The 20,581-nt window shown below is 67.1% G+C and carries 17 protein-coding genes; 6 read left to right on the top strand and 11 right to left on the bottom strand.

Annotated features, from left to right (window positions below; genetic code table 11):
- Window positions 1-3 precede the first annotated feature (3 nt).
- The 3 genes from NNX35_RS07970 to aspS all read right to left on the bottom strand — a co-directional run bounded on the left by NNX35_RS07970 (window position 4) and on the right by aspS (window position 3,800).
- Window positions 4-1,041: a nitronate monooxygenase gene (locus NNX35_RS07970; protein WP_255867450.1), complete on the bottom strand. Its 1,038-nt coding sequence runs from the start codon at window positions 1,039-1,041 to the stop codon at window positions 4-6.
- Between the two features lie 8 nt (window positions 1,042-1,049).
- Window positions 1,050-1,886 (bottom strand): PhzF family phenazine biosynthesis protein, encoded by an 837-nt coding sequence (locus NNX35_RS07965; protein ID WP_255766333.1) that lies wholly within the window; start codon window positions 1,884-1,886, stop codon window positions 1,050-1,052.
- Between the two features lie 120 nt (window positions 1,887-2,006).
- Window positions 2,007-3,800: an aspartate--tRNA ligase gene (gene aspS, locus NNX35_RS07960; RefSeq protein WP_255867449.1), complete on the bottom strand. Its 1,794-nt coding sequence runs from the start codon at window positions 3,798-3,800 to the stop codon at window positions 2,007-2,009.
- A gap of 125 nt (window positions 3,801-3,925) precedes the next feature.
- Between aspS and NNX35_RS07955 the strand changes: the two genes are divergently transcribed.
- Window positions 3,926-5,224, top strand: a complete 1,299-nt coding sequence (locus tag NNX35_RS07955) for an APC family permease (RefSeq protein ID WP_255867448.1) — start codon at window positions 3,926-3,928, stop codon at window positions 5,222-5,224.
- 24 nt (window positions 5,225-5,248) lie between these two features.
- Here the strand turns inward: NNX35_RS07955 and NNX35_RS07950 are convergent, their stop codons facing one another.
- On the bottom strand, window positions 5,249-6,259 hold the full coding sequence (locus NNX35_RS07950) for an adenosine deaminase (protein WP_255867447.1): 1,011 nt from the start codon (window positions 6,257-6,259) through the stop codon (window positions 5,249-5,251).
- Between the two features lie 45 nt (window positions 6,260-6,304).
- Entirely contained in the window at window positions 6,305-6,949 is a 645-nt protein-coding gene (locus tag NNX35_RS07945) for a hypothetical protein (RefSeq protein ID WP_255862934.1), read from the bottom strand.
- Window positions 6,950-6,998: 49 nt separating this feature from the next.
- Between NNX35_RS07945 and NNX35_RS07940 the strand changes: the two genes are divergently transcribed.
- Together NNX35_RS07940 and NNX35_RS07935 are read left to right on the top strand one after the other, a co-directional pair.
- The gene (locus tag NNX35_RS07940) at window positions 6,999-8,321 is read left to right on the top strand and encodes a sensor histidine kinase (protein WP_255867446.1); all 1,323 of its coding nucleotides are present in this window, start codon (window positions 6,999-7,001) and stop codon (window positions 8,319-8,321) included.
- A 56-nt stretch (window positions 8,322-8,377) separates the two neighbouring features.
- A complete protein-coding gene (locus tag NNX35_RS07935) occupies window positions 8,378-9,001 on the top strand; it encodes a response regulator (RefSeq protein ID WP_370647027.1) in 624 nt (207 codons plus the stop codon).
- Here NNX35_RS07935 and hisS read toward each other — a convergent pair.
- The gene (gene hisS / locus NNX35_RS07930) at window positions 8,998-10,353 is read right to left on the bottom strand and encodes a histidine--tRNA ligase (RefSeq protein WP_255867444.1); all 1,356 of its coding nucleotides are present in this window, start codon (window positions 10,351-10,353) and stop codon (window positions 8,998-9,000) included. The genes NNX35_RS07935 and hisS overlap by 4 nt on opposite strands.
- Window positions 10,354-10,535: 182 nt before the next feature.
- Between hisS and NNX35_RS07925 the strand changes: the two genes are divergently transcribed.
- The 3 genes from NNX35_RS07925 to NNX35_RS07915 all read left to right on the top strand — a co-directional run bounded on the left by NNX35_RS07925 (window position 10,536) and on the right by NNX35_RS07915 (window position 13,500).
- Window positions 10,536-11,294, top strand: a complete 759-nt coding sequence (locus tag NNX35_RS07925; protein WP_255867443.1) for a peptidylprolyl isomerase — start codon at window positions 10,536-10,538, stop codon at window positions 11,292-11,294.
- Between the two features lie 53 nt (window positions 11,295-11,347).
- Window positions 11,348-12,778 (top strand): DUF349 domain-containing protein, encoded by a 1,431-nt coding sequence (locus NNX35_RS07920; protein WP_255867442.1) that lies wholly within the window; start codon window positions 11,348-11,350, stop codon window positions 12,776-12,778.
- A gap of 101 nt (window positions 12,779-12,879) precedes the next feature.
- The gene (locus NNX35_RS07915) at window positions 12,880-13,500 is read left to right on the top strand and encodes a type IV toxin-antitoxin system AbiEi family antitoxin (protein WP_255862930.1); all 621 of its coding nucleotides are present in this window, start codon (window positions 12,880-12,882) and stop codon (window positions 13,498-13,500) included.
- A 13-nt stretch (window positions 13,501-13,513) separates the two neighbouring features.
- Here NNX35_RS07915 and NNX35_RS07910 read toward each other — a convergent pair whose 3' ends face one another.
- The 5 genes from NNX35_RS07910 to ruvB form a co-directional block, all read right to left on the bottom strand.
- Window positions 13,514-15,679, bottom strand: a complete 2,166-nt coding sequence (locus NNX35_RS07910) for a bifunctional (p)ppGpp synthetase/guanosine-3',5'-bis(diphosphate) 3'-pyrophosphohydrolase (protein WP_227922739.1) — start codon at window positions 15,677-15,679, stop codon at window positions 13,514-13,516.
- A 448-nt stretch (window positions 15,680-16,127) separates the two neighbouring features.
- Entirely contained in the window at window positions 16,128-17,144 is a 1,017-nt protein-coding gene (gene secF / locus NNX35_RS07905; protein WP_255766344.1) for a protein translocase subunit SecF, read from the bottom strand.
- Window positions 17,144-18,871 carry a protein translocase subunit SecD gene (gene secD / locus NNX35_RS07900; protein WP_255766345.1) on the bottom strand — a complete coding sequence of 576 codons (1,728 nt, stop codon included), beginning with the start codon at window positions 18,869-18,871 and terminating at the stop codon, window positions 17,144-17,146. Before secD ends, secF begins: the two co-directional genes overlap by 1 nt.
- A 93-nt stretch (window positions 18,872-18,964) precedes the next feature.
- Window positions 18,965-19,384, bottom strand: a complete 420-nt coding sequence (gene yajC / locus NNX35_RS07895; protein WP_255766346.1) for a preprotein translocase subunit YajC — start codon at window positions 19,382-19,384, stop codon at window positions 18,965-18,967.
- A 101-nt stretch (window positions 19,385-19,485) separates the two neighbouring features.
- A complete protein-coding gene (gene ruvB / locus NNX35_RS07890; protein WP_227921289.1) occupies window positions 19,486-20,580 on the bottom strand; it encodes a Holliday junction branch migration DNA helicase RuvB in 1,095 nt (364 codons plus the stop codon).
- Window position 20,581 lies beyond the last annotated feature (1 nt).

Here is a 20,581-nt window from a genome sequence, read left to right as displayed (position 1 = left end):
CGGTTACCGCGTCCCCAGCCGTGCGACCACGGCGGCGGCAGGTTCGGGCACTGCCGAGCGGTAGCCGGTTCCGGCCCAGAGGCTGGTGCCGTGCGGATCTCCGGCGGCTGCCGCCCGTGCCCGGAGCCCCTTGGTGACCTGGTTGACCAGCGGATAGGCGGCCGGGGCATCCGGGTGTTTGGCCATGAACCGGTTGGCCAGTCCCCGGGCGGTACGGCCGGAAAAGGCCCGGGTCAGTGCGGTCTGCGTAAACTGCGGGTCCTGCAGGGCCGCCCGGTGCACGGCTGCGGTCCCGGCCTCCAGGCTCAACAGCAGCGCGGTGCCGACCTGCACGGCATCCGCCCCGGCGGCCCGCAGGGACCGGACCTGTGCAGCGGTGCTGATTCCTCCGGCGCCAATGAGCTCGACATCGTCGCTGACGGCGTCCCGGGCCGCACGCACCAGCTCATCCAACGGCTGCGCGGACGGTTCCGCCGCGGCGTCGAAGGTTCCGCGGTGACCGCCGGCCGCCGGTCCCTGCAGGCACAGCATCCGTGCACCTGCCGCAACGGCCAGCTCGGCTTCCCGTGCAGTGGTCACGGTGACGGCGACGGCGGTGCCTGCGTCCCGGAGCGCAGTAATAACGTCTGCGCCGGGCAGGCCGAAGGTAAAGGACGCCACGGGTACCTGCAGGCGGAGGACCAGTTCGAGCTTGGCATCCCACCCGTCGTCGTCCTCCGGGTCCGGCAGCGGCAGCAGCTCCGGCGGATAGATCCGGGCCAGCTGCTCCCGGTAGGCCAGGGCGGCAGCGACCTGCCGGGATGTTCCGGAACCGCCCGTGTTCGCGGAGTCCGGCACGAAGAGGTTCACCCCGAACGGCCGGCCGGTCAGCCCTCGGGTCGCCATGATTTCCCCGGCCAGCGCTTCGGCGCTTTTATAGCCCGCAGCGAGGAAGCCCAGACCCCCGGCGTTGCTGACGGCCGCCGCCAGCGCCGGAGTGGACGGCCCGCCGGCCATGGGAGCGCCGACGACGGCGTGCGGAAGGGACGCCAGCGTAAACATGTCCGCAGCTACAGCTTTACGGTGCCGTCAATGCAGGTGGCGGTTTCCCCGCCCACCCAGATCTTCCGGTCCCGGGTAAAGATCCGCACCAGTCCGGAACGCTCCAGCACAGTGCCCTGCGTGACGGTGTAACGCTCCGGCGCGAGGCCGGCTCCGATCAGCCACTGTGCCAGCCCCGCGTTGAGGCTGCCGGTGACGGGATCCTCCCGCACCCCGTGCCCGGGTGCAAAGGCGCGGACTTCGAAGTCCGTTTCGCCGCCGTCGGGCTGCGGGCCGATGACGCCCACGGCCAGGGAGCCCATAGCCGCCGGATCGGGTGTCAGGGACAGCACGGTTTCGGCATCCTTCAGGAGCAGGCCCAGCCAGCCGGGACCGTTGTCGATCCAGTTCGAGGCGGCAACCTGGTCCCGGGTAATCCCGAGGGCGTCCACCGCCTGCTTCAGCACGGCTTCCTCCAGCTCGCCCGAGCGGATCAGCGGCGGTGCGCCGAACGCGGCCATCCCGGCCGAGGCGTGCAGGGTCACCAGTCCCACTTCGCATTCGGAGATCACGACGCCGGGATAATGCGGGATGTTGCCGGCTTCGAGCCAGGCGTGGCAGGTGCCCAGCGTGGGGTGCCCGGCGAAGGGGATCTCTCCCCCGGGCGTGAAGATCCGGACCCGGTAGTCGGCGCCTTCCTGCGTGGGCGGCAGCACGAACGTCGTCTCGGACAGGTTCGTCCACCGGGCAAAGGAGGCCATGGCGGCGTCGGAAACACCGTCGGCATCCAACACCACGGCCACCGGGTTGCCCAGATAGGGCTTCGTGCCGAATACGTCCACCTGCTTGAACCAGCGATCTCTCATGCCCAAACACTATCGGGTGCCGGTGCCGGACTGTCCAGCGCAGGCGGGCATGTCAAAACACGGTTAAAACACGGTACCCGGCCGCATGCTGCGACCGGGTACCGTACCTGCGGCGGGAAGCTACGCTTCCTTCACGGCTGCTTCCTTGTCCTTCTTGGCTTCCGGCTTGAAGTCCACGCCGGCTTCCTTGCGCTGCTGCGGCGTGATCGGTGCCGGAGCCTGCGTCAGCGGGTCATAGCCGCCGCCGGACTTCGGGAAGGCGATGACGTCGCGGATGGACTCGGTGCCGGCCAGCAGGGCCACTACGCGGTCCCAGCCGAAGGCGATGCCGCCGTGGGGCGGTGCGCCGTACTTGAAGCCTTCGAGCAGGAATCCGAACTTTTCCTGTGCATCTTCCTGCGAAAGGCCCATGACCTTGAAGACGCGTTCCTGCACGTCGCGCTGGTGGATACGGATGGAACCGCCGCCGATTTCGTTGCCGTTGCAGACAATGTCGTAGGCGTAGGCCACTGCCGACTCGGGATCCGTGTCGAAGGTATCCATGAATTCGGGCTTGGGCGAGGTGAAGGCATGGTGCACGGCCGTCCAGGCCCCGCCGCCCACAGCCACGTCGCCGGCGGCAACTGCGGCCGACGCCGGCTCGAACATGGGTGCGTCAACCACCCAGACGAACGCCCAGTCCTTGGGATCGATCAGGCCGGTGCGGTGGCCGATTTCCACGCGCGCGGCGCCGAGCAGGGCACGTGCCTCGCTCTTTTCGCCGGCACCGAAGAAGATGCAGTCACCGGGCTTGGCGCCCACCTTTTCGGCGAGGTTCTCCCGCTCGAAGTCGGTCAGGTTCTTGGCGACCGGTCCGGTCAGCGTGCCGTCTTCCTGGATCAGCACGTAGGCCAGGCCCTTCGCGCCGCGCTGCTTGGCCCATTCCTGCCAGGCATCAAGGGTGCGGCGTGCCTGGGAAGCACCGCCCGGCATCACCACGGCACCCACGTAGGGAGCCTGGAAGACGCGGAAGGTGGTGTCCTTGAAGAATTCAGTCAGCTCGGTGAGTTCCAGGCCGAACCGCAGGTCCGGCTTGTCCGAACCGTAGCGGGCCATGGCATCGGCGTAGGTCATGCGCGGGATGGGGGTGCTGATCTCGACGCCGATCAGCTTCCACAGCGACTTCACGATCTGCTCGCCCAGGGCGATGATGTCGTCTTCCTCGACGAAGCTGGCTTCAATGTCCAGCTGCGTGAACTCCGGCTGGCGGTCCGCACGGAAGTCCTCATCGCGGTAGCAGCGGGCAATCTGGTAGTACTTTTCGAAGCCGCCAACCTGCAGCAGCTGCTTGAACAGCTGCGGGGACTGCGGCAGGGCGTACCAGGAACCCGGGGCCAGGCGTGCGGGAACCACGAAGTCGCGGGCACCTTCGGGGGTGGACCGGGTCAGCGTGGGGGTTTCGATCTCCACGAAGCCTTCATCGTGCAGCAGTTCACGGGCCACGCGGTTGGCTTCCGAGCGCAGGCGCATGGCAGCGGCCGGTGCCGGGCGGCGGAGGTCCAGGTAACGGTGGCGCAGGCGGGCTTCCTCGCCGACCTCCACATGCTCGTCGATCTGGAACGGCAGCGGGTCAGAGGTGTTCAGGATGACGACGTCGTCCGCGATCACCTCGACTTCGCCCGTGGCCAGGGCCGGGTTCTCGTTACCCTCGGGCCGCTTCTGCACGGTGCCGGTGATCTGCAGGACGTACTCGTTGCGCAGCCCGTGGAAGACATCCTCTTCACGCACCACAACCTGCGCCACACCCGAGGCATCGCGGAGGTCGAGGAAGGCAACGCCGCCGTGGTCGCGCCGTCGGGCGACCCATCCTGCGAGAGTAACGGTCTGTCCAATATGCTCGGCCCTCAGGGAACCAAGGGCATGAGTGCGCAGCACAGCTGTCCTTTCGAAAAACTTGCGGAAACCACTGTTTCCGCCCATTGTAAATACACGGTCTCCTTCAGAGTTTACCGGTGAACCGACCCCCGCTCCGCCATGTACCTACCGATTGGATAAGCCTGTTGTCCGGCACTACCCAGCCGCGTGTTCCCCTGGGCGGCTTTGATGCCACCACTGCCGGCCTAGGCTCCATCGTCGGTGCGGGTGCGTTCGTCGCCTTCGCTCCGGCTGCGGCCGCTGCAGGACCGGCGCTGGGCGCGGGCCTCGGCATCGCGGCGGTTGTGGCCTTCCTCTGCGGGCTCTCCACCTTCCAGCTCAGCAGGGCCGTCTCGCGCCGGCTCCCCGAGGACCGGGGCGGAGACGCCACGGCGCGGACAGCCGCGCGGATCCTGCTGGGGCCGTACAGCGGTTTCCTTTCCGGCTGGACCCTGATCTGGGCATTACTGCTTTCCTCGGCTGTCCTGGCCCTCGCGTTCGGGGCGTATGTCTTCCCTGAGCATCCTCGGGCCGGCGCAGCGGGAGCCGTGATTGTCATGGCCGCCGTGAACCTGCTGGGGGTGAACCGGGGTTCCTGGGTCACCCGCTTCATAGTGGCCTTTGTCTTCAGCGTCCTGGCCTTCACGGTGGTGGTGCTCTTCAACGAGGCGCCTCACCAGCCGGTGCGGGTGGGTGCGGAGATTGAGGCTTCCACCTCGGGCGTGCTGCAGGCCGCCGGGCTGCTGTTCTTCATTTTCTCCGGGTACACGCGGCTGGCCACGATGGGGTCCGGTGTGCGCAATCCCTCACGCAACCTGCCCATCGCGATCCCCGCTGCCATTGCCGTGGCCTTCGGACTGTACTGGTTCATGGGTTCTTCGATGCTGGCCTACTACGGAGCGGCTGCCTTGTCCGCCGAGACCGCTCCCCTGCTTGAACCCCTGGAGAGCGTGGGCGCGGGCGTCGGTACGGGTGCCGTTATCCTTGCTGTTGCCGCCGCCGCCCTGGGCGGCCTGTGGTCGCTGACGGAATCGGCAGGCCGGGCAGCCTCCGACATGGCCGCGGACCGCGACCTTCCGTCCTTCTTCGGCGCGTCGCGGGAATCCCGCTTCGGCCGCGGACAGACCCCGTGGGCCGCCGAAGCCACGGCGGCCGCCGTCGTCCTGCTGCTTGTGCTGTTCGGGGACCTGGACGCACTGCTGGGGATGGCGTCCTTCGCCCTGCTGTTCTACGCGGCCATCACCACCGTGTGTGCTTTCACCCTGAAGGACCGCACGCGCTACGCACCCCGGGTCTTGAACCTGGCCGGTGCGGTGGGCGCACTGCTGCTGGCCCTCGCCCTGCCGCCCGTGTCCATCAGCCTGGCCCTGATCATCCTGGTGGCGGGGCTCGTGGTCCGGTTGAGTTTCCGTCGCCCGCGGACCCCCAGGACGCCGCCGTTCTAGCCTCGTCCGGGGGCCGGCGCTCACCTAGGCGCCGGCAGCCTCCCACGCACGGACTTCGCCCAGCAGTTCGGCGCGGCGCCCGGCAGGCGCGAACGAGGCTTCGATCGAGTTGGCGGCGAGCCGGGCAAGCTGCGCCCTGCTGAGCCCGAAGGTTTCCTGCACCGCCCGGAAATTGTCATCCACGTAGCCGTCAAAGTAGGCCGGGTCATCCGAGTTCACGGAAATGTTCAGGCCGTGCTCGAGCATCCGCGGCAAGGGATGCTCAGCCAGGGCCGACACCGCCTGCAGCCGCACGTTGGAAAGCGGGCAGACGGTCAGCGGCACCTGATCGCGGACCAGCCGGTCCACCAGGTCCGGGTCATCCAGGCAGCGGATCCCGTGGTCGATGCGGTCCGCGTGAAGCAGGTCCAGCGCCTCCTCGATGTACGAGGACGGACCCTCCTCACCTGCGTGGGCTACGGACCGCAGCCCTGCCTCCCGGGCACGACGGTACAGCTCGATGAACGACGACGGCGGGTTCCCCACTTCCGCGGAGTCCAGGCCGATCCCGATGATCGGCGCATCCATGGCCAGCAGTTCCTCCAGCACCTCCAGCGCTTCGGCCACCGGATGGTCGCGCAGGAACGCGGCAATCAGCTCCGTGGAGATCCCGAATTCTTCCTCGCTGCGGGCCAAAGCCGCCCAGACTCCGCCCACCGAGACGCTCAACGGGACGCCGCGGACTAGGTGCGCCTGCGGATCCATCATCATTTCCACATGCCGCACCCCGGCCGCCGCAGCCCGGCGCAGGTAGGCACGGGTCATGTCGGTGAAATCCGCCTCGGTCCGCAGCACATCCATATTGGAGTAGTAGAGGTCCAGGAAGGACTGCAGATCCGTGAACCGGTAACGCGCACGGAGGTCCTCGAGACTGTCGTAGGGCAGGTCCAGGCCGTTGCGGGCGGCCAGTTCGAAGATCAGCTCCGGTTCCAGCGTTCCCTCAATGTGGAGGTGGAGTTCGGCGCAGGGCGGGGTGGAAAGCGGGTCAACAGCCATGGTTAAAGCCTAGGGGCCCTGTGCCTTGGACCGCCATCCACGAGGTCAGCGGAGGCCGGCGCGTTCGCGGGGAGCGGTTTCAAACATTCCGTACACCGGACCGGCCAGCAGCCAGATCCCTGCGACCAGGCCGGCCCGCTTCACCCAGTCCCACAGCACCTCCGCTTCCCCGGGTGCGGCCACGATTCCGATCATGCCCAGCAGGACGGCGACGGCAATTCCAGTGGCCAGCAGGACGCGGCCGTATTCCACCCACAGTGACCGCCGGTACTCCGGCGTCCCCTTCACCGGCTTCACCGGTGCCGGTCCCCCGGCGAACCGGTGGGCAACCCGCACATCCGCCCACCGGATCAGGCTGTGGCCGAAGGCGACACTGAAGCCCAGGTAGAACGCCGCAAGTCCGTGGATGGACCCGGGCCGTCCGCCCTGTGCCAAATCGGCGGCGGATGCCGCCAAAAGCACGACGTCGAGCAGCGGAACACAGGCGAGCAGCACCATGCCCAGCCGTCTGCGGTGAAGCAGGTAGCGGGCTCCCAGGCCGGCCGCCAGCAGGACCCAGAAACCAATCTCTGAGCCGATGATCAAATACACGAGGATGTCCATGACCCCAGCCTTCCGCGCGGGAAACCCGGTGTCGTCGGCGAAAGGTGCCACCGCGAGGGTGCCTTCCGTCATCCCTTCGGAGGACATAGCCCGCCGCCCGGACCCCCGGGGAGCGCCGCTCATTTAGGCTGAACCCATGCAAAGAACCCCAGACCAGGGCACCGGGAACGGAATCTGGCCTTCCGGCGCCGCCGCGGCCGCCGGCTATCTGGTGGGCGGTACCGTGCTGAAACTCCTCGGGGTGAACGCCGCAGGTCTGTTCCCGCCGATTCCGGGTGCACCGGACTGGGCCTGGGTACCGGTCCTGGTGCTGGGATGTACGGGCCTGCTGTTCCGCCGCCGGAATGTTCCGCTGATGCTGGCCGTCACCGGAACGGCAACCGGTGCCGGCGCACTGCTCGGCGGCGGGATCATCACCTACCTGCTCCTGTTCGAGGTGCTGTACTCCGGAATCCTCTTTGGCTCCCCGCGCGTAAGCCGCGGCGTGCAGCGGGCGGCGGTGACCGGCATGGTTGTCCTTCCCGTTTCCGTAGGACTGGTCTACCGGGGATGGCCGTACCTGCTCTTCGGTTTGTTCCAGGCGGTTTTTGTCTGCCTGGTTCCGCTCTGGTGGGCCGGCTCCCTGCGCCGCCAGACCGAGAGGGCCGAACGCGAACGGCAGCGGGCGGAAACGGAACGCCTCAAGGCCGAACGCACCGCCCAGCTGGCCGAGCTCAACCTGCAGGTTGCCGTTGCGTCGGAGCGCGGAGCGATGGCGCGCGAACTGCACGACGCGATTGCCGGGCATCTGTCCGCCATAGCGCTGCAGTCCGGTGCTGCACTGGCGGCAGCCGATGCTGCCCTGGACCGCCGGGTGCTGGCCCAGGTCCGGACGGAAAGCGTCGCCGCCCTGCGGGAAATGCGGTCCATGATCGACCTGCTCCAGTCCGACGGCCCGTTGGACAGCCGGGAGCAGGCGGAAGCCGCTGCGGCCGCAGGGGGCCTGGGCCATCTGGAGTCCCTGGCCGCTTCCGCCCGGCTGGCCGGAAGCCCGGTGGAACTGCATCTGTCCGGTGACGTTGAGGTGCCGGTGCTGGTGGGCAGCAGCGCGTATCGGATCGTGCAGGAATCGCTGGCCAACGCGGTCCGGCACGCGCCGGGCTGCCCCGTGAGTATCTCGGTCCGGCGGCAGGACAAACAGCTGGAGCTGCGGATCCGCAACGCTCTCCCCGCCTCCGACGGCGGCAGTTCCGCGGCCGCCGGAAACGGTTCGGGCCTGCGGAATATGAAACTGCGGGCGGCGCAGCTCGGCGGCAGTTTCTCTGCCGGACGGGTCGCCGGCCCTGCCGCGGGGCAGGACCTGCGGCCAGCCTGGCTCGTCGAAGCCGTCCTGCCTGCAGAAGACGCCGACGGAGCAGCATCTGCGCTCCCCCGCGCGCTCCCCGGCGTGCTCCCCCGCCAGCACCAGGAGACGCTTTGACCGCCGCCACCGTGCTGCTGGCGGATGACCACTCGGCCATCCGCGGCGGCCTGCGCATGATCCTGGAGTCCATCGGCGGCTTCACCGTCGTCGGCGAGGCTGCGGACGGTGCAGGAGCCGTGCGCATGGCACGCGCCCTGCGGCCCGACGTCGTCCTGATGGACGTTCGCATGCCCGGAATGGACGGAATTGCCGCCACCGCGGAGATCACCGGAGAGGGACTGTCCGCGGTGCTGGTGCTGACCACCTTCGACATTGACGAGTACGTTTTCGCCGCGCTGCGGGCCGGCGCTGCCGGATTCCTGCTGAAATCGGTGGAACCTGCCGAATTGGTGCGCGCGGTGCAAAGCGTGGCCGACGGCGACAGTGTCCTCTCCCCGGAGGTCACCGGCAGGCTGATCTCCGCGTTCGTGCAGTCACCGGCTGCGGCTGCGGCACCGGCAGCGGCAGCGGCAGCCGCTACCGGGACTCTGCCGGCGGAGTCCCTGACCGCACGGGAGGAAGCGGTCCTGGCCTGCATCGGCGAGGGATTGTCCAACCAGCAGATTTCCCGCCGGCTGGGGATCGCCGAGACCACCGTCAAAACCCATGTGTCCCGTGTCCTGGCCAAGCTGGGAGTCTCCTCCCGGGTGCAGGCCGCCATCGCGTTCCGGGAACGCGGCGGCGGCCCGGGCCGCTAGGCGGACGGCACCTGCACGGGGGTTACCTGCACGGTGAGGTCCTCGGCCGGCGGAGTCCACAGCGCGGGATCGGCCGGCATCTGCTCACCGGTGCGGATGTCCTTGACCTCGTGGCTGCCGTCTTCGGCGGTGAACCAGACAAACGGGATGCCCCGGCGGTCGGCGAACTTGATCTGCTTGCCGAACTTTTCCGCCTTCGGGGCCACTTCCACCGAAATGCCGCGGCTGCGCAGCTGGGCGGCGGTGTCCTGGGCTTCGGACCAGGACTCGTCGGTGGCCAGGGTCAGCAGCACTGTAGTGGGAACGCTGCGCGAAGCCTGCGCGAATTCCTGGCTGAGGATGCGCATGACCAGCCGCGTGACGCCGATGGAGAGGCCGACGCCGGGGAAGGTGCGGTTCCCCTTGCTGGCCAGGGAATCGTAGCGGCCGCCGGAGCAGATCGAGCCGAGCGCTTCATGTCCCACCAGGACCGTTTCGTAAACGGTGCCGGTGTAGTAGTCCAGGCCGCGGGCGATGCTGAGGTCCGCGAGGACCCGGCCCGGAGCGCGGCGGGAGGCTTCGCTGATGACCTGGAACAGTTCATCGAGGCCTTCGTCCAGCAGTTCATTGGACACACCCAGTGCCCGGACCTGCTCCACGAACGAGGTGTCCTCCGTGCGGATGGAGGCCAGCTTCAGGGCTGCCTCGGCCTGTTCGGGGGTGGCACCGAGTTCCTCCTGCAGGAGCTCGGCTACGCGCTGCGCCCCGATCTTCTCCAGCTTGTCGATGCTGCGCAGCACGCCGGCGGTGTCTTCGAGGCCGATGCCGCGGTAGAAGCCTTCGGCCAGCTTGCGGTTGTTGACCCTGATCTTGAACTCGGGGATGGGCAGCGCGCCGAGGGCTTCGGCGATGACCAGCGCCAGCTCAACGTCGTACCGGAACGGCAGCTCTCCGTCACCCACCACATCAATGTCCGCCTGCGTGAACTCGCGGGCCCGCCCCTCCTGCGGACGCTCGCCGCGCCAGACCTTCTGGATCTGGTAGCGGCGGAACGGGAAGGAGAGGTGGCCGGCGTTCTCCACCACGTAGCGGGCAAACGGCACGGTCAGGTCGAAGTGCAGGGCCAGCTGGTTGGGATCTTCCTTGCCGGCGGCCTCGCCCTCTTCGGCCTGCAGCCGGCTCAGCGCGTAGACTTCCTTGTCAATGTCGCCCTTGCGCAGCAGCTGGCCCACCGTTTCCACGGCCCGGGTTTCGATGTTGGAGAAGCCGTGCAGCTCGAAGGTGCGGCGGAGTACGTCCAGGACATGGAGTTCAACAAGGCGCTCCTGCGGTAGCCATTCGGGGAAACCGGACAGTGAGGCCTTGCGTGCCATGGTGGCAACTCCTTAGGTGGGCGAAACGGCGCAGGCGGAACCCCGCCCGGCCACGGTGCACGCATGAGCGTGCATAAACTATGTGCGGCACTCATTTTAGCCGCTTGGGACGCAGCCCCCGTTTCAGACCGGCGCGCCGCTCCCAGACCCGATCCCGATCCGATCCAGTACAGGAGGCAACGGTGGCAGCAAACCGCACCAGCCGTGAAGACAGGCGCCGGCTGGCCCGGATGGAAGCGCGGAGGGCCTTCGCCGCCGCCCGTGCCAAGCGGCGCAAGCGTGACAACCTCTTCGCCGCAGCGGCCGCCGCCGTTGTCCTGGCCCTCGCCGTTGCGCTGCAGATGGCGTGGTTCAGTTCCGATCCCACGGCGGCGGACCTGGAGCTGCTGCGGGAACAGGCCGACGTCGTCGAACTGCCCGACGTTCCGGATCCGTCTGTCGCCGAGGGCAGGACCTTCACCGGGTCCCTGGCGCTGGGACAGGGCGAGATCGGCGTGGAACTGGACGGCACGGCGGCACCCCAGGCGGTTGCCTCCTTCAAGACGCTTGCCGATGCGGGCTACTTCAGCGGCAAGGACTGCCACCGGCTGACCGCCACCGAATCCACGTCCGTGCTCCAGTGCGGTTCCCCGAACGGGGACGGGAAGGCCGACCAGGACTTCCTGTGGGGGCCGGTGGAGAACTCGCCGGCAGACGGCTTTTACCCCGCCGGCACCATCGCCGTCGCCCGCGGTGAAGACCAAATGAGCCACGGCACACAGTTCTTCATTGTTTACAAGGATTCGACGCTAACGCAGGAAACCGGCGGCTACACGATAATGGGTAAGGTAACGTCAGGTCTTGACGTACTGGAGGCCATCGCTTCCTCGGGCACAGCCTCCGGGGAGACCGATGGTTTCCCGAAAGACCCGGTGACGATTAACTCGTTCACCCTGAACTAAGTGGCGGCGCGGGCTTCGCAAACTGCCATCCATCGAGTGAAAGACTTTTAGCGGTGACAGACAGTCAGAAATCCGACGAAACAGCAGGCCCTTCCACTACGGAGACGTCCCGGCCTGCCACTCCGAGCCCCGCAGCACTTGCGGCGCGACGGCCCTCCCCCGCAGCAGTAGGCCCCCGGTCCGGCGCGGCAGCCCAGCCGGTGGTGGCAGCTCCGGCCGCCCACTCCACCCCGCTGGAGGAAGCCGCCCGCTTCGCGCGGGTCGAGGAGGACGGCCACGTCTTCCTGATCGTGGACGGCGAGGAATCGGCCGTCGGCCAGTTCCCCGACGCCTCCAAGGAAGAAGCACTGGCCTACTTCGTGCGCAAGTACGACGACGTCGCCAGCCAGCTGCTGCTCCTGGAGCAGCGGGTGCAGGTCAAGGCTCCGGCCGCGGACATCCACAAGACCCTGAAGCACCTGGCCCAGCAGGTGGCCGAGCGCAAGATGGTGGGCGATATCAAGGCTCTCGATGCCCGCATCGAAGCACTCGAAGCCTCGCTCAAGGAAGCCGAGGCCGCCGAGCGCGCCGAGGCTGAGGCCGCCAAGGCGCGTGAGCTTGCCGCCCGTGAGGCCATTGTTGCCGAGGCGGAGGAAATCGCCGCCAAGGACCCGGCCACGATTCAGTGGAAGACCAGCAGCAACCGGATGAACGAGCTGTTCGATGCGTGGAAGACCGCGCAGAAGAACGGCCCGCGCCTGGGCCGCAGCACCGAGGACACCCTGTGGAAGCGGTTCCGTTCCGCCCGCACGGTCTTCGACCGCCACCGCCGTGCCTACTTCTCCCAGCTGGACAGTGAAAACTCGTCCGCCAAGGCTGCGAAGGAGGCACTCATTGCCCGCGCCGAGGAACTGGCGACGTCCACGGACTGGGGCAACACCGCCGCCGAATACCGGCAGCTCATGGACGAGTGGAAGGCCTCCAAGCGCGCCAGCCGCAAGGATGACGATGCCCTGTGGGCCCGCTTCCGTGCCGCGCAGGATCAGTTCTTCGCCGCCCGCCAGGCGGCCAACGAGGTTATCGACGAGGAATTCGCCGCCAACCTCGTGGTCAAGGAAGAGCTGCTGAAGGAAGCACAGGCCCTCCTGCCGATCACGGACCTGAACTCGGCCCGCAAGGCCCTCCAGTCGATCCGGGAACGCTGGGAAGACGCCGGCAAGGTGCCCCGGGCCGATATGGGCCGCATGGAGGCCGGCATCCGCAAGGTTGAGGAAGCCGTGAAGGCTGCCGAAGACGAGCACTGGCAGCGGAGCAACCCCGAGACCAAGGCACGCACCAACTCGGCCCTGTCCCAGCTGGAGGCGACCATCGCGTCCCTCGAACAGGACCTGGCCGACGCCGAGAAGGCGGGCAACGCGAAAAAGATCGCGGACGCCCGCGAGGCCCTGGAAGCCCGCCAGCAGTGGCTGGCAATGCTGCAGAAGTCCGCGCAGGACTTCGCCTAGGCTGCGTACCGGTTCCACGGGGAAAGCCCCGTCCCTCCCGTTATCCACAACGGGCGGGGCGGGGCTTTCGCTTTGCCCGCCGGCTGCACATGCTGGTGTGCATGCCTGCGCAGCTCTTTCCCTACCCCGGTGCCCTCCCGGAGATCACCTCCACGGGCGGAGCGCTGTTCACCGCAGGTGAGGTGTTCCGGCACGAGGAACTCCAGGCCATGGCAATGGACGGGCTGCTCCGGCACGTGTACGCGGGAACCTTTGTCCGCTGGGATGTCCGGCCGGACCCGGTGGTCCGTGCCCTTGCGGCGTCTGCCGAGCTGCCCGTGCAGCTGCGCCGCAGGCTGACCATGGGGAGATTGACCGCTGCCTGGATCTACGGCTGCGCTCGGCGTCCGCCGCGGCTCGATGTGCTGGCGGACCGCCGCAGCCGCACCGGTGCCCTGCAGCCCTTCAGCACCGCCGTCCTCCACGAGGTCCTGCTGGGCCCCGCAGACCGCGTGGACGTAGGAACAGTGTCGGTCACCTCTCCGCTGCGGACCGCCGTCGACGTCGCCCTCTATGCGGGCACCGCGGAAGCGGTTTCCACCCTGCGGCGCCTGGCGGCGCTCCCGGCCCTGGGCTGCCGGCTGGACCTCGTGCAGCGGGCCCTGGAAGCCGGACACCGGGTACCGGGCAAGGCGGCGGCGCTGGAACGCGTTGCAGCTGCCGCCGCCGAGCCGACCGGTTAGTGGAACCCGGAACCTAGACCCGCCGCTGCGACCCCGTGGTGCGGTAGACGTCGAACACGCCGTCGATCTTGCGGACCGCACTGAGGATGTGGTTCAGATATTTCGGATCCCCCATCTCGAACACGAACTTCGACATCGCCACGCGGTCGCTGGAGGTGTTGACGCTGGCGGAGAGGATGTTCACATGGTTTTCCGACAGGACCCGTGTCACGTCCGACAGCAGGCTCTTGCGGTCCAGTGCCTCCACCTGGATCTCGACCAGGAAGACGCTGGACTGGGTGGGCGCCCACTCCACGGGGACAATGCGGTCCGGCGTGGCGCGCAGTTCCTGTACGTTGCGGCAGTCGCTGCGGTGTACCGAGACACCCGAACCGCGGGTAACGAACCCGATGATCGGATCCGGCGGGACCGGGGTGCAGCAGCGGGCCAGCTTGACCCACACATCGCCGGTACCGCGTACGGTGACGCCGGAATCGGAGAACTTGGGGCGGCGGGCTGCGGTGGCCACCGGCGTTTCGGCCAGGTCCTCCTCGGCGCCCTGGTGCCCGCCCATGAGGTTGACCAGGTGCTCAATGACGTTCTGCGCAGAGGTATGGCCGTCGCCCACCGCGGCGTACAGCGCGGAAATGTCCTGGTGGTGCAGTTCCTCGGCCACCGCCACCAGCGCATCATGCGTCATCAGGCGCTGCAGCGGCAGGTTCTGCTTGCGCATGCCGCGGGTGAGCAGGTCCTTGCCCTTTTCGATTGCCTCTTCGCGGCGTTCCTTGGTGAACCACTGCCGGATCTTGTTCCGGGCGCGCGGGCTCTTGACGAAGCCCTGCCAGTCCTGGCTTGGGCCGGCGCCCTCGGCCTTGGAGGTGAAGATCTCCACCCAGTCGCCGTGCTGCAGTTCGCTGTTGAGCGGCACCAGTTTCCCGTTGACGCGTGCCCCGATGGTCCGGTGGCCCACCTCGGTGTGCACTGCGTAGGCGAAGTCCACCGGCGTCGATCCGGCCGGAAGCGCCATGACCTCGCCCTTGGGCGTAAAGACGAAGACTTCGCGCGCATTAATCTCGAAGCGCAGCGAATCCAGGAACTCGTCGGGATCCGAGGTTTCCTGCTGCCAGTCCACCAGGCTGCGCAGCCAGCCCATGTCGTCAGGGGCTTCGGGGCCCTTGTTGCCGTCCTTGTACTTCCAGTGCGCGGCGACGCCGTATTCGGCGCGGCGGTGCATGTCATGCGTGCGGATCTGGATTTCCACGGGCTTGCCGCCGGGGCCGATCACCGTGGTGTGCAGCGACTGGTACATGTTGAACTTCGGCATCGCGATGTAGTCCTTGAACCGCCCGGGAAGGGGGTTCCACCGCGAATGCAGGGCACCGAGGGTGGCGTAGCAGTCGCGGACGGAGTCCACCAGGACGCGCACGCCCATCAGGTCATGGATGTCGTCGAAGTCCTTGCCCCGCACGATCATCTTTTGGTAGATCGAGTAATAGTGCTTGGGCCGGCCGGTGATGGTGGCCTTGATCTTGACCGCGTGCAGGTCATCGGCGATCTGCGACCGCACGGTGCCCAGGTACTTTTCCCGTTCCGGAGTCCGGTCGCCCACCATCCGGACGATCTCGTCATACACCTTGGGGTGCAGTGCGGCGAAGGAAAGATCCTCCAACTCCCACTTGATGGTGTTCATGCCCAGCCGGTGCGCCAGCGGGGCGAAGATTTCCAGGGTTTCGCGTGCCTTCTTGGCGGACGATTCCGGCGACACGAAACGCCACGTGCGGGCGTTGTGCAGCCGGTCCGCGAGCTTGATGACCAGAACGCGGATGTCCTTGGCCATGGCGACGACCATCTTGCGTACGGTTTCGGACTGCGCGGCGTCCCCGAAGGTGACCTTATCCAGCTTGGTGACACCGTCCACGAGCATCGCCACCTCCGGGCCGAACTCGCGCCGCAGCTCGTCCAGGGTGTAGCTGGTGTCCTCCACCGTGTCATGCAGCAGGGCCGCGGCCAGGGTGGTGCCGGTCATGCCCAGCTCCGCCAGGATGGTCGCCACCGCCACCGGGTGCGTGATGTACGGATCCCCGCTCTTGCGCTTCTGTCCCTCGTGGCTCCGCTCGGCAACCACATAGGCCCGCTGGATCAGGTCCAGGTCTTCCTTGGGGTTGTTGACCCGGACCGTGCGGAGCAGCGGTTCCAGCATCGGCGAGTAGCCGGGGTTGCCCCGGCCGGCCAGGCGGGCGAGCCGGGCACGGGTCGAGGCACGGCGGCCGGTCGAGGGCGTACGGCCTGCGCCGCTGCCGGGTTTCACCGGTACGGGGGCCTTCGCCGGGCCAGGGACGGGAAGCAGGGCGTCAGTGTTGCCGGCGGCAGCATCCAATGCCGCAGCTTCGCGCGCTGCGGTGTCCTCATGCCCCGGGTCGATCCCCGCGGTGCCGCTGTTTCCTGCCTCATCGGCAGGTGTTGCACTGTTGGCCACTGACGACCTTTCTTCGTACGTTCAAAAGCAGGCGGTCAAAACGTTTTCGGCGGCCGCGCTTACGCGGCACCTGTCAACCAGTCTAAGCCTGCCCGCACCGCACTTAAACCGCCGGTTCCGTACTCCTTTGGCGTGGAGTACGGAACCGGATGGTCGGAGCGGGATTTACCCCTTAGGCGCTGACAGCCGCGGAGCCCTTTGCTTCGTTGGCCCGGCGTTCAGCCACCCGCTTGGCCTGCTTGCGGATGTCCGGTTCGTTCCGGCGCAGCCAGGCGTACAGGGGCGCTGCAATGTAGATGGTCGCGATGGTGCCCAGGATGATGCCCACGAACAATGCCAGGGACAGGTCCTTCAGGGTGCCGGCGCCCAGCAGCAGCGCACCGATGAACAGGATGGAGGCCACCGGAAGGACTGCGACCACGGACGTGTTGATGGACCGCACCAGGGTCTGGTTCACGGCCAGGTTCACTTCTTCCGCGAAGGTCCGCTTGGTGCGCTTGTCCAGGTCCTTCGTGTTTTCGCGGACCTTGTCGAACACCACCACGGTGTCATACAGCGAGTAGCTGAGCACGGTAAGGAAACCGATGATGGCCGACGGCGTCACTTCGAAACCGCTCAGCGCATAGACGCCGGCCGTGACGACCATAACCACCAGAAGCCCGACGACGGCAGCTACCGACATCTTCCAGGTCCGGAAGTACAAGGCCATCAGCACTGCTGCCAGTGCGACGAAGACGACGAGGCCCACCAGTGCCTGCCGGCTGACGTCGCTTCCCCAGGTGGGACCGATGAAGGTGGAGGTGACCTCGTCCTGGCTTACGCCGTAGGTGTCCGCCAGCGATTCCTTGACCTCGATGGTCTGGTCATCGCTCAGCTTCTCCGTCTGGATCCGCATGGTGCCCGGGGCGATGTTGGTGACCTTCGGGTCGGCGGTGCCGGCAACCTCGGCCACGGCCTTCTCACCGCCGCTGACGTCGGTATTGCTGACGTTGGAGACGGTGAACTCGGAGCCGCCGCGGAATTCGATGCCGAGGTTGAATCCGCCCTTGGCCACCGGGATGAGGATCGAAAGCAGCACGGCTGCCGCTGCGATGAAGAACCACAGCTTTGCCTTGCCAACGAAGTTGTAGGACCGCTTTCCGGTGTAAAGGTCGTTGCCGAATGCGGCGAAACTGGGGAGCTTACTCATTACTCGCCGTCCTTCTCGGAGCTGCGGCCGGTACCGGCCATTGAATCCTGCTTTTCGGCAAGCCGCCGTTCGGCGATGGTCATCCTTCGTTCGGCTTCCTTGGCCGCTCCCTTGTTCTTGGTGCGCGCAGCCGGCGCTTCGGAGGGATCACGCAGCCGTCCGGCGCCGCGGTACAGCGGTACCGCGCCCAGCTTGCTCGCATCGAGGCCGGAGAACCGGTGGCCGTCGCCGAAGAACTTGGTGCGGGCCAGAAGCACCATGGTGGGGTGGGTGAACATAAAGACCACGATGAGGTCCGCAATGGCGGTAAGGCCCAGGGTGAAGGCAAAGCCCCGCACGTTGCCCACTGCCACGAAGTACAGGACGACGGCGGCGAGGATGTTCACGGCCTTGGAGGCCAGGACGGTGCGCTTGGCGCGCTTCCAGCCGTTGTCCACCGCGGAAACCAGCCCGCGGCCGTCGCGAAGCTCGTCACGGATGCGTTCGAAGTACACGATGAACGAGTCCGCGGTCTGCCCGATGGCGACGATCAGGCCGGCCACACCGGCGAGTGAGAGCCGGTAGTTGTGGCTCCAGCCCAGGATGGCGATGGCCAGGTAGGTCAGCAGGCCGGCGACGACGAGCGAGATGATGGTGACGAAGCCCAGCGCGCGGTACTGGAAGAGCGAGTAGACGGCAACAAGGGCCAGGCCGATCAGGCCGGCGATGATGCCCATCCGCAGCTGGTCCGCGCCGAGGGTCGCCGAGACCTGCTGTTCGCTCTGGATCTCGAAGCTGATCGGCAGGGCACCGTATTTCAGCTGCTCGGAGAGCGCTTCGGAGCTTTCCTGGGTGAAGTTGCCCGTGATCTGGGGCTTGCCGTCGGTGATGACGGCGTTGACGGTCGGCGCCGAGATGATCTGCCCGTCGAGGACGATGGCGAACTGGTTCCGCGGGTCGCCCTGCGGGAAGGCGAAGAGACGCTCGGTCACGTCGCGGAACTTGTCGGTGCCCTCGCGGTTGAACTCGATGTTCACGGCCCACTGGTTGGTGGAAACACCGTTGTTGCCCTGTGCCATGCCGAAGCTGGCGGTGGAAATGTCCACGCCGGGAACTTCGACCGGACCCAGGATGTATTTGCCGGCGGTGCCGGGCTCGCAGGCGACCATCGGCTCGTCGGCCGGCGCCTGCTCCGCGTTGGCGATGGTGTCCGGGTTCAGGCAGTCAGTGGTTTCGAACTGTGTCTGGAGCTCGGGTGAAATCCAGTTGGTGTCCGAAGCATCCGTGGGTTCCGCCGACGGTGTGGGCAGCTGTTCCGCGGGAGTGGGATCCGTGACTGCTGCACCCTGTCCCCCGCCGCCGGTGAGGACCGGACGGAACTCCATGTTCGCGGAAGCCTGGATCAGTTCGCGGGTCTCGGGATCGGGGACACCGGGCAGCGACACCACGACGTTGCGGTTGGACTGCGTGCTGATCTCCGCTTCGGAGACGCCGCTGCCGTCCACGCGCTGGCGGATGATCTCCACGGCCTGGTCGAGCTGTTCGGTCGTGATTTCGGAGTCACCGCCCTGCACCTCGGGAGCAAGGATCATCTGGGTTCCGCCCTCAAGGTCGAGGGCGAGTTTGGGGGTCCAGCTGGCGTTGCTCCACATGGAACCACCGCCAAGCAAAAGGGCCAGGGCAGCAAAAATGACGCCCAACCAGAGGAGCGTCTTTTTCGCGGCCGAGCCGGGGCCGGTACGGGGCATAGGGAATTTTCCTTAAGGGCGAAGATCACCGGGACCGTCATGGTCTCCGGGCGGCAAGCGGGGCACCGATGCCCCGCTTGGCTCGTGGAGAGTCTAGTTCTCTTTTTTGTCGTCGCGGTTCAGGCGCTTGAGTGTTTCTTCAGGTGTCTCGTCCTGCACGGCGTCCCGGCGCTCGGAGGAGTCCTTGCCGAGCGTGAGGGAAGAGGCGTCATCGGGGACCGCAGCGGCGTCATCGGCCGGTGCTTCTTCGGCGGGAACAGTGACGACCTTGGTCAGTGCCTGGAGGTGCACCGTGGCGGTGTTGCCGGGGGAAAGCTCCAGCACGGCCTTGTTTTCTTCCTGGTCCACGGAAACAATCCGGCCGAAAAGCCCGAACTGGGTCATGACCTCGGTGCCGGGAAGCATTTGGGCCCGCTGCTGGGTAACCGTCTGCTGCGACTTCTTCTGCTTGCGGAACATCATGATGACGAAGACCGCCAGCAGCAGAGGGAGAAAGAGATCAGCAATATTCACGTGGAGAGTTCCGTTTCTGTTGGGGAAGTGCCGGGCGTCCTGGCATACTGCCGGGACCGTGCCCAAGGGCCAGTCTAAACGGAAAACGTGGGAGCGGACTGTTAAGTTTCCGGCCCGGTCTCCTCGGCGGGAGCGGATGAGGTGTTTGTGCCGGGGCCGGAAAACATGTTCTGCGGCATGGCTGCGGCAACGTTCTCGGGCATCTGGAGGCCCAGATGCTCCCACGCGGCCCGGGTCGCAATGCGGCCCCGCGGGGTCCTGCCGAGCAGGCCTTCACGGACGAGGTACGGTTCGGCCACCGTCTCCACGGTCTCCGGTTCCTCGCCGACGGCGATTGCCAGTGTGGACAGTCCCACCGGTCCCCCGTTGAACTTGGTGATCAGCGCGGTCAGCACGGCGCGGTCCAACCGGTCGAGGCCGAGGACGTCCACTTCGTACATATCCAGCGCGGCTCCCGCCGAGCGGGCGTCGATCTGCTCGATGCCGTGCACCAGCGCCCAGTCCCGGACGCGGCGCAGCAGCCGGTTCGCAATTCGCGGGGTGCCGCGCGAGCGTCCGGCAACCTCGGCAAAGCCCGCGGAGTTGACCTTCATGTCCATCAGCATGGCCGAACGGCGCAGCACCAGTTCCAGCTCGTCCGTCGAGTAGAACTCCAGGTGGCCGGTGAACCCGAAACGGTCCCGCAGCGGGCCGGGCAGCAGGCCGGCGCGGGTGGTGGCTCCCACCAGGGTGAACGGCGGCAGGTCCAGCGGAATGGCGGTGGCACCGGCGCCCTTGCCGACGATGATGTCGACGCGGAAATCCTCCATGGCCATGTAGAGCATTTCCTCGGCCGGCCGGGACATGCGGTGGATTTCGTCCAGGAACAGCACCTCGCCCTCGGTCAGGGAAGACAGGATGGCTGCGAGGTCACCGGCGTGCTGGATGGCCGGCCCGGAACTGATCCGCAGCGGTGCGTTCATTTCCGCTGCAATGATCATGGACAGGGTGGTCTTGCCCAGTCCGGGCGGGCCGGACAGCAGTACGTGGTCGGCGCTGCGGCCGCGCAGCCGGGACGCTTCGAGTACCAGCGACAGCTGTTCGCGGACGCGCTTCTGACCTACGAAGTCGTCCAGGTTCTTGGGCCGCAGGGCGGCTTCGATGGCTTTGTCGTCCGGATCGGGACCGGGTGCGACGAGGGAGTCTGCGGTGGACACC

The organism is Arthrobacter sp. zg-Y844 (assembly GCF_024385465.1).
Lineage (GTDB): Bacteria > Actinomycetota > Actinomycetes > Actinomycetales > Micrococcaceae > Arthrobacter_B.
Note: the sequence above shows the minus strand (reverse complement) of the source record. Positions and strands in the feature narration are given on the sequence as shown.

Coding starts and splice junctions, on each gene's coding strand:
- NNX35_RS07970 (WP_255867450.1), bottom strand. CDS start 1,041: ATGTTTACGCTGGCGTCCCTTCCGCACGCCGTCGTCGGCGCTCCCATG.
- NNX35_RS07965 (WP_255766333.1), bottom strand. CDS start 1,886: ATGAGAGATCGCTGGTTCAAGCAGGTGGACGTATTCGGCACGAAGCCC.
- NNX35_RS07950 (WP_255867447.1), bottom strand. CDS start 6,259: ATGGCTGTTGACCCGCTTTCCACCCCGCCCTGCGCCGAACTCCACCTC.
- NNX35_RS07945 (WP_255862934.1), bottom strand. CDS start 6,949: ATGTCCTCCGAAGGGATGACGGAAGGCACCCTCGCGGTGGCACCTTTC.
- NNX35_RS07940 (WP_255867446.1), top strand. CDS start 6,999: ATGCAAAGAACCCCAGACCAGGGCACCGGGAACGGAATCTGGCCTTCC.
- NNX35_RS07935 (WP_370647027.1), top strand. CDS start 8,378: ATGATCCTGGAGTCCATCGGCGGCTTCACCGTCGTCGGCGAGGCTGCG.
- hisS (WP_255867444.1), bottom strand. CDS start 10,353: ATGGCACGCAAGGCCTCACTGTCCGGTTTCCCCGAATGGCTACCGCAG.
- NNX35_RS07915 (WP_255862930.1), top strand. CDS start 12,880: ATGCCTGCGCAGCTCTTTCCCTACCCCGGTGCCCTCCCGGAGATCACC.
- NNX35_RS07910 (WP_227922739.1), bottom strand. CDS start 15,679: ATGCTGGAACCGCTGCTCCGCACGGTCCGGGTCAACAACCCCAAGGAA.
- secF (WP_255766344.1), bottom strand. CDS start 17,144: ATGAGTAAGCTCCCCAGTTTCGCCGCATTCGGCAACGACCTTTACACC.
- secD (WP_255766345.1), bottom strand. CDS start 18,871: ATGCCCCGTACCGGCCCCGGCTCGGCCGCGAAAAAGACGCTCCTCTGG.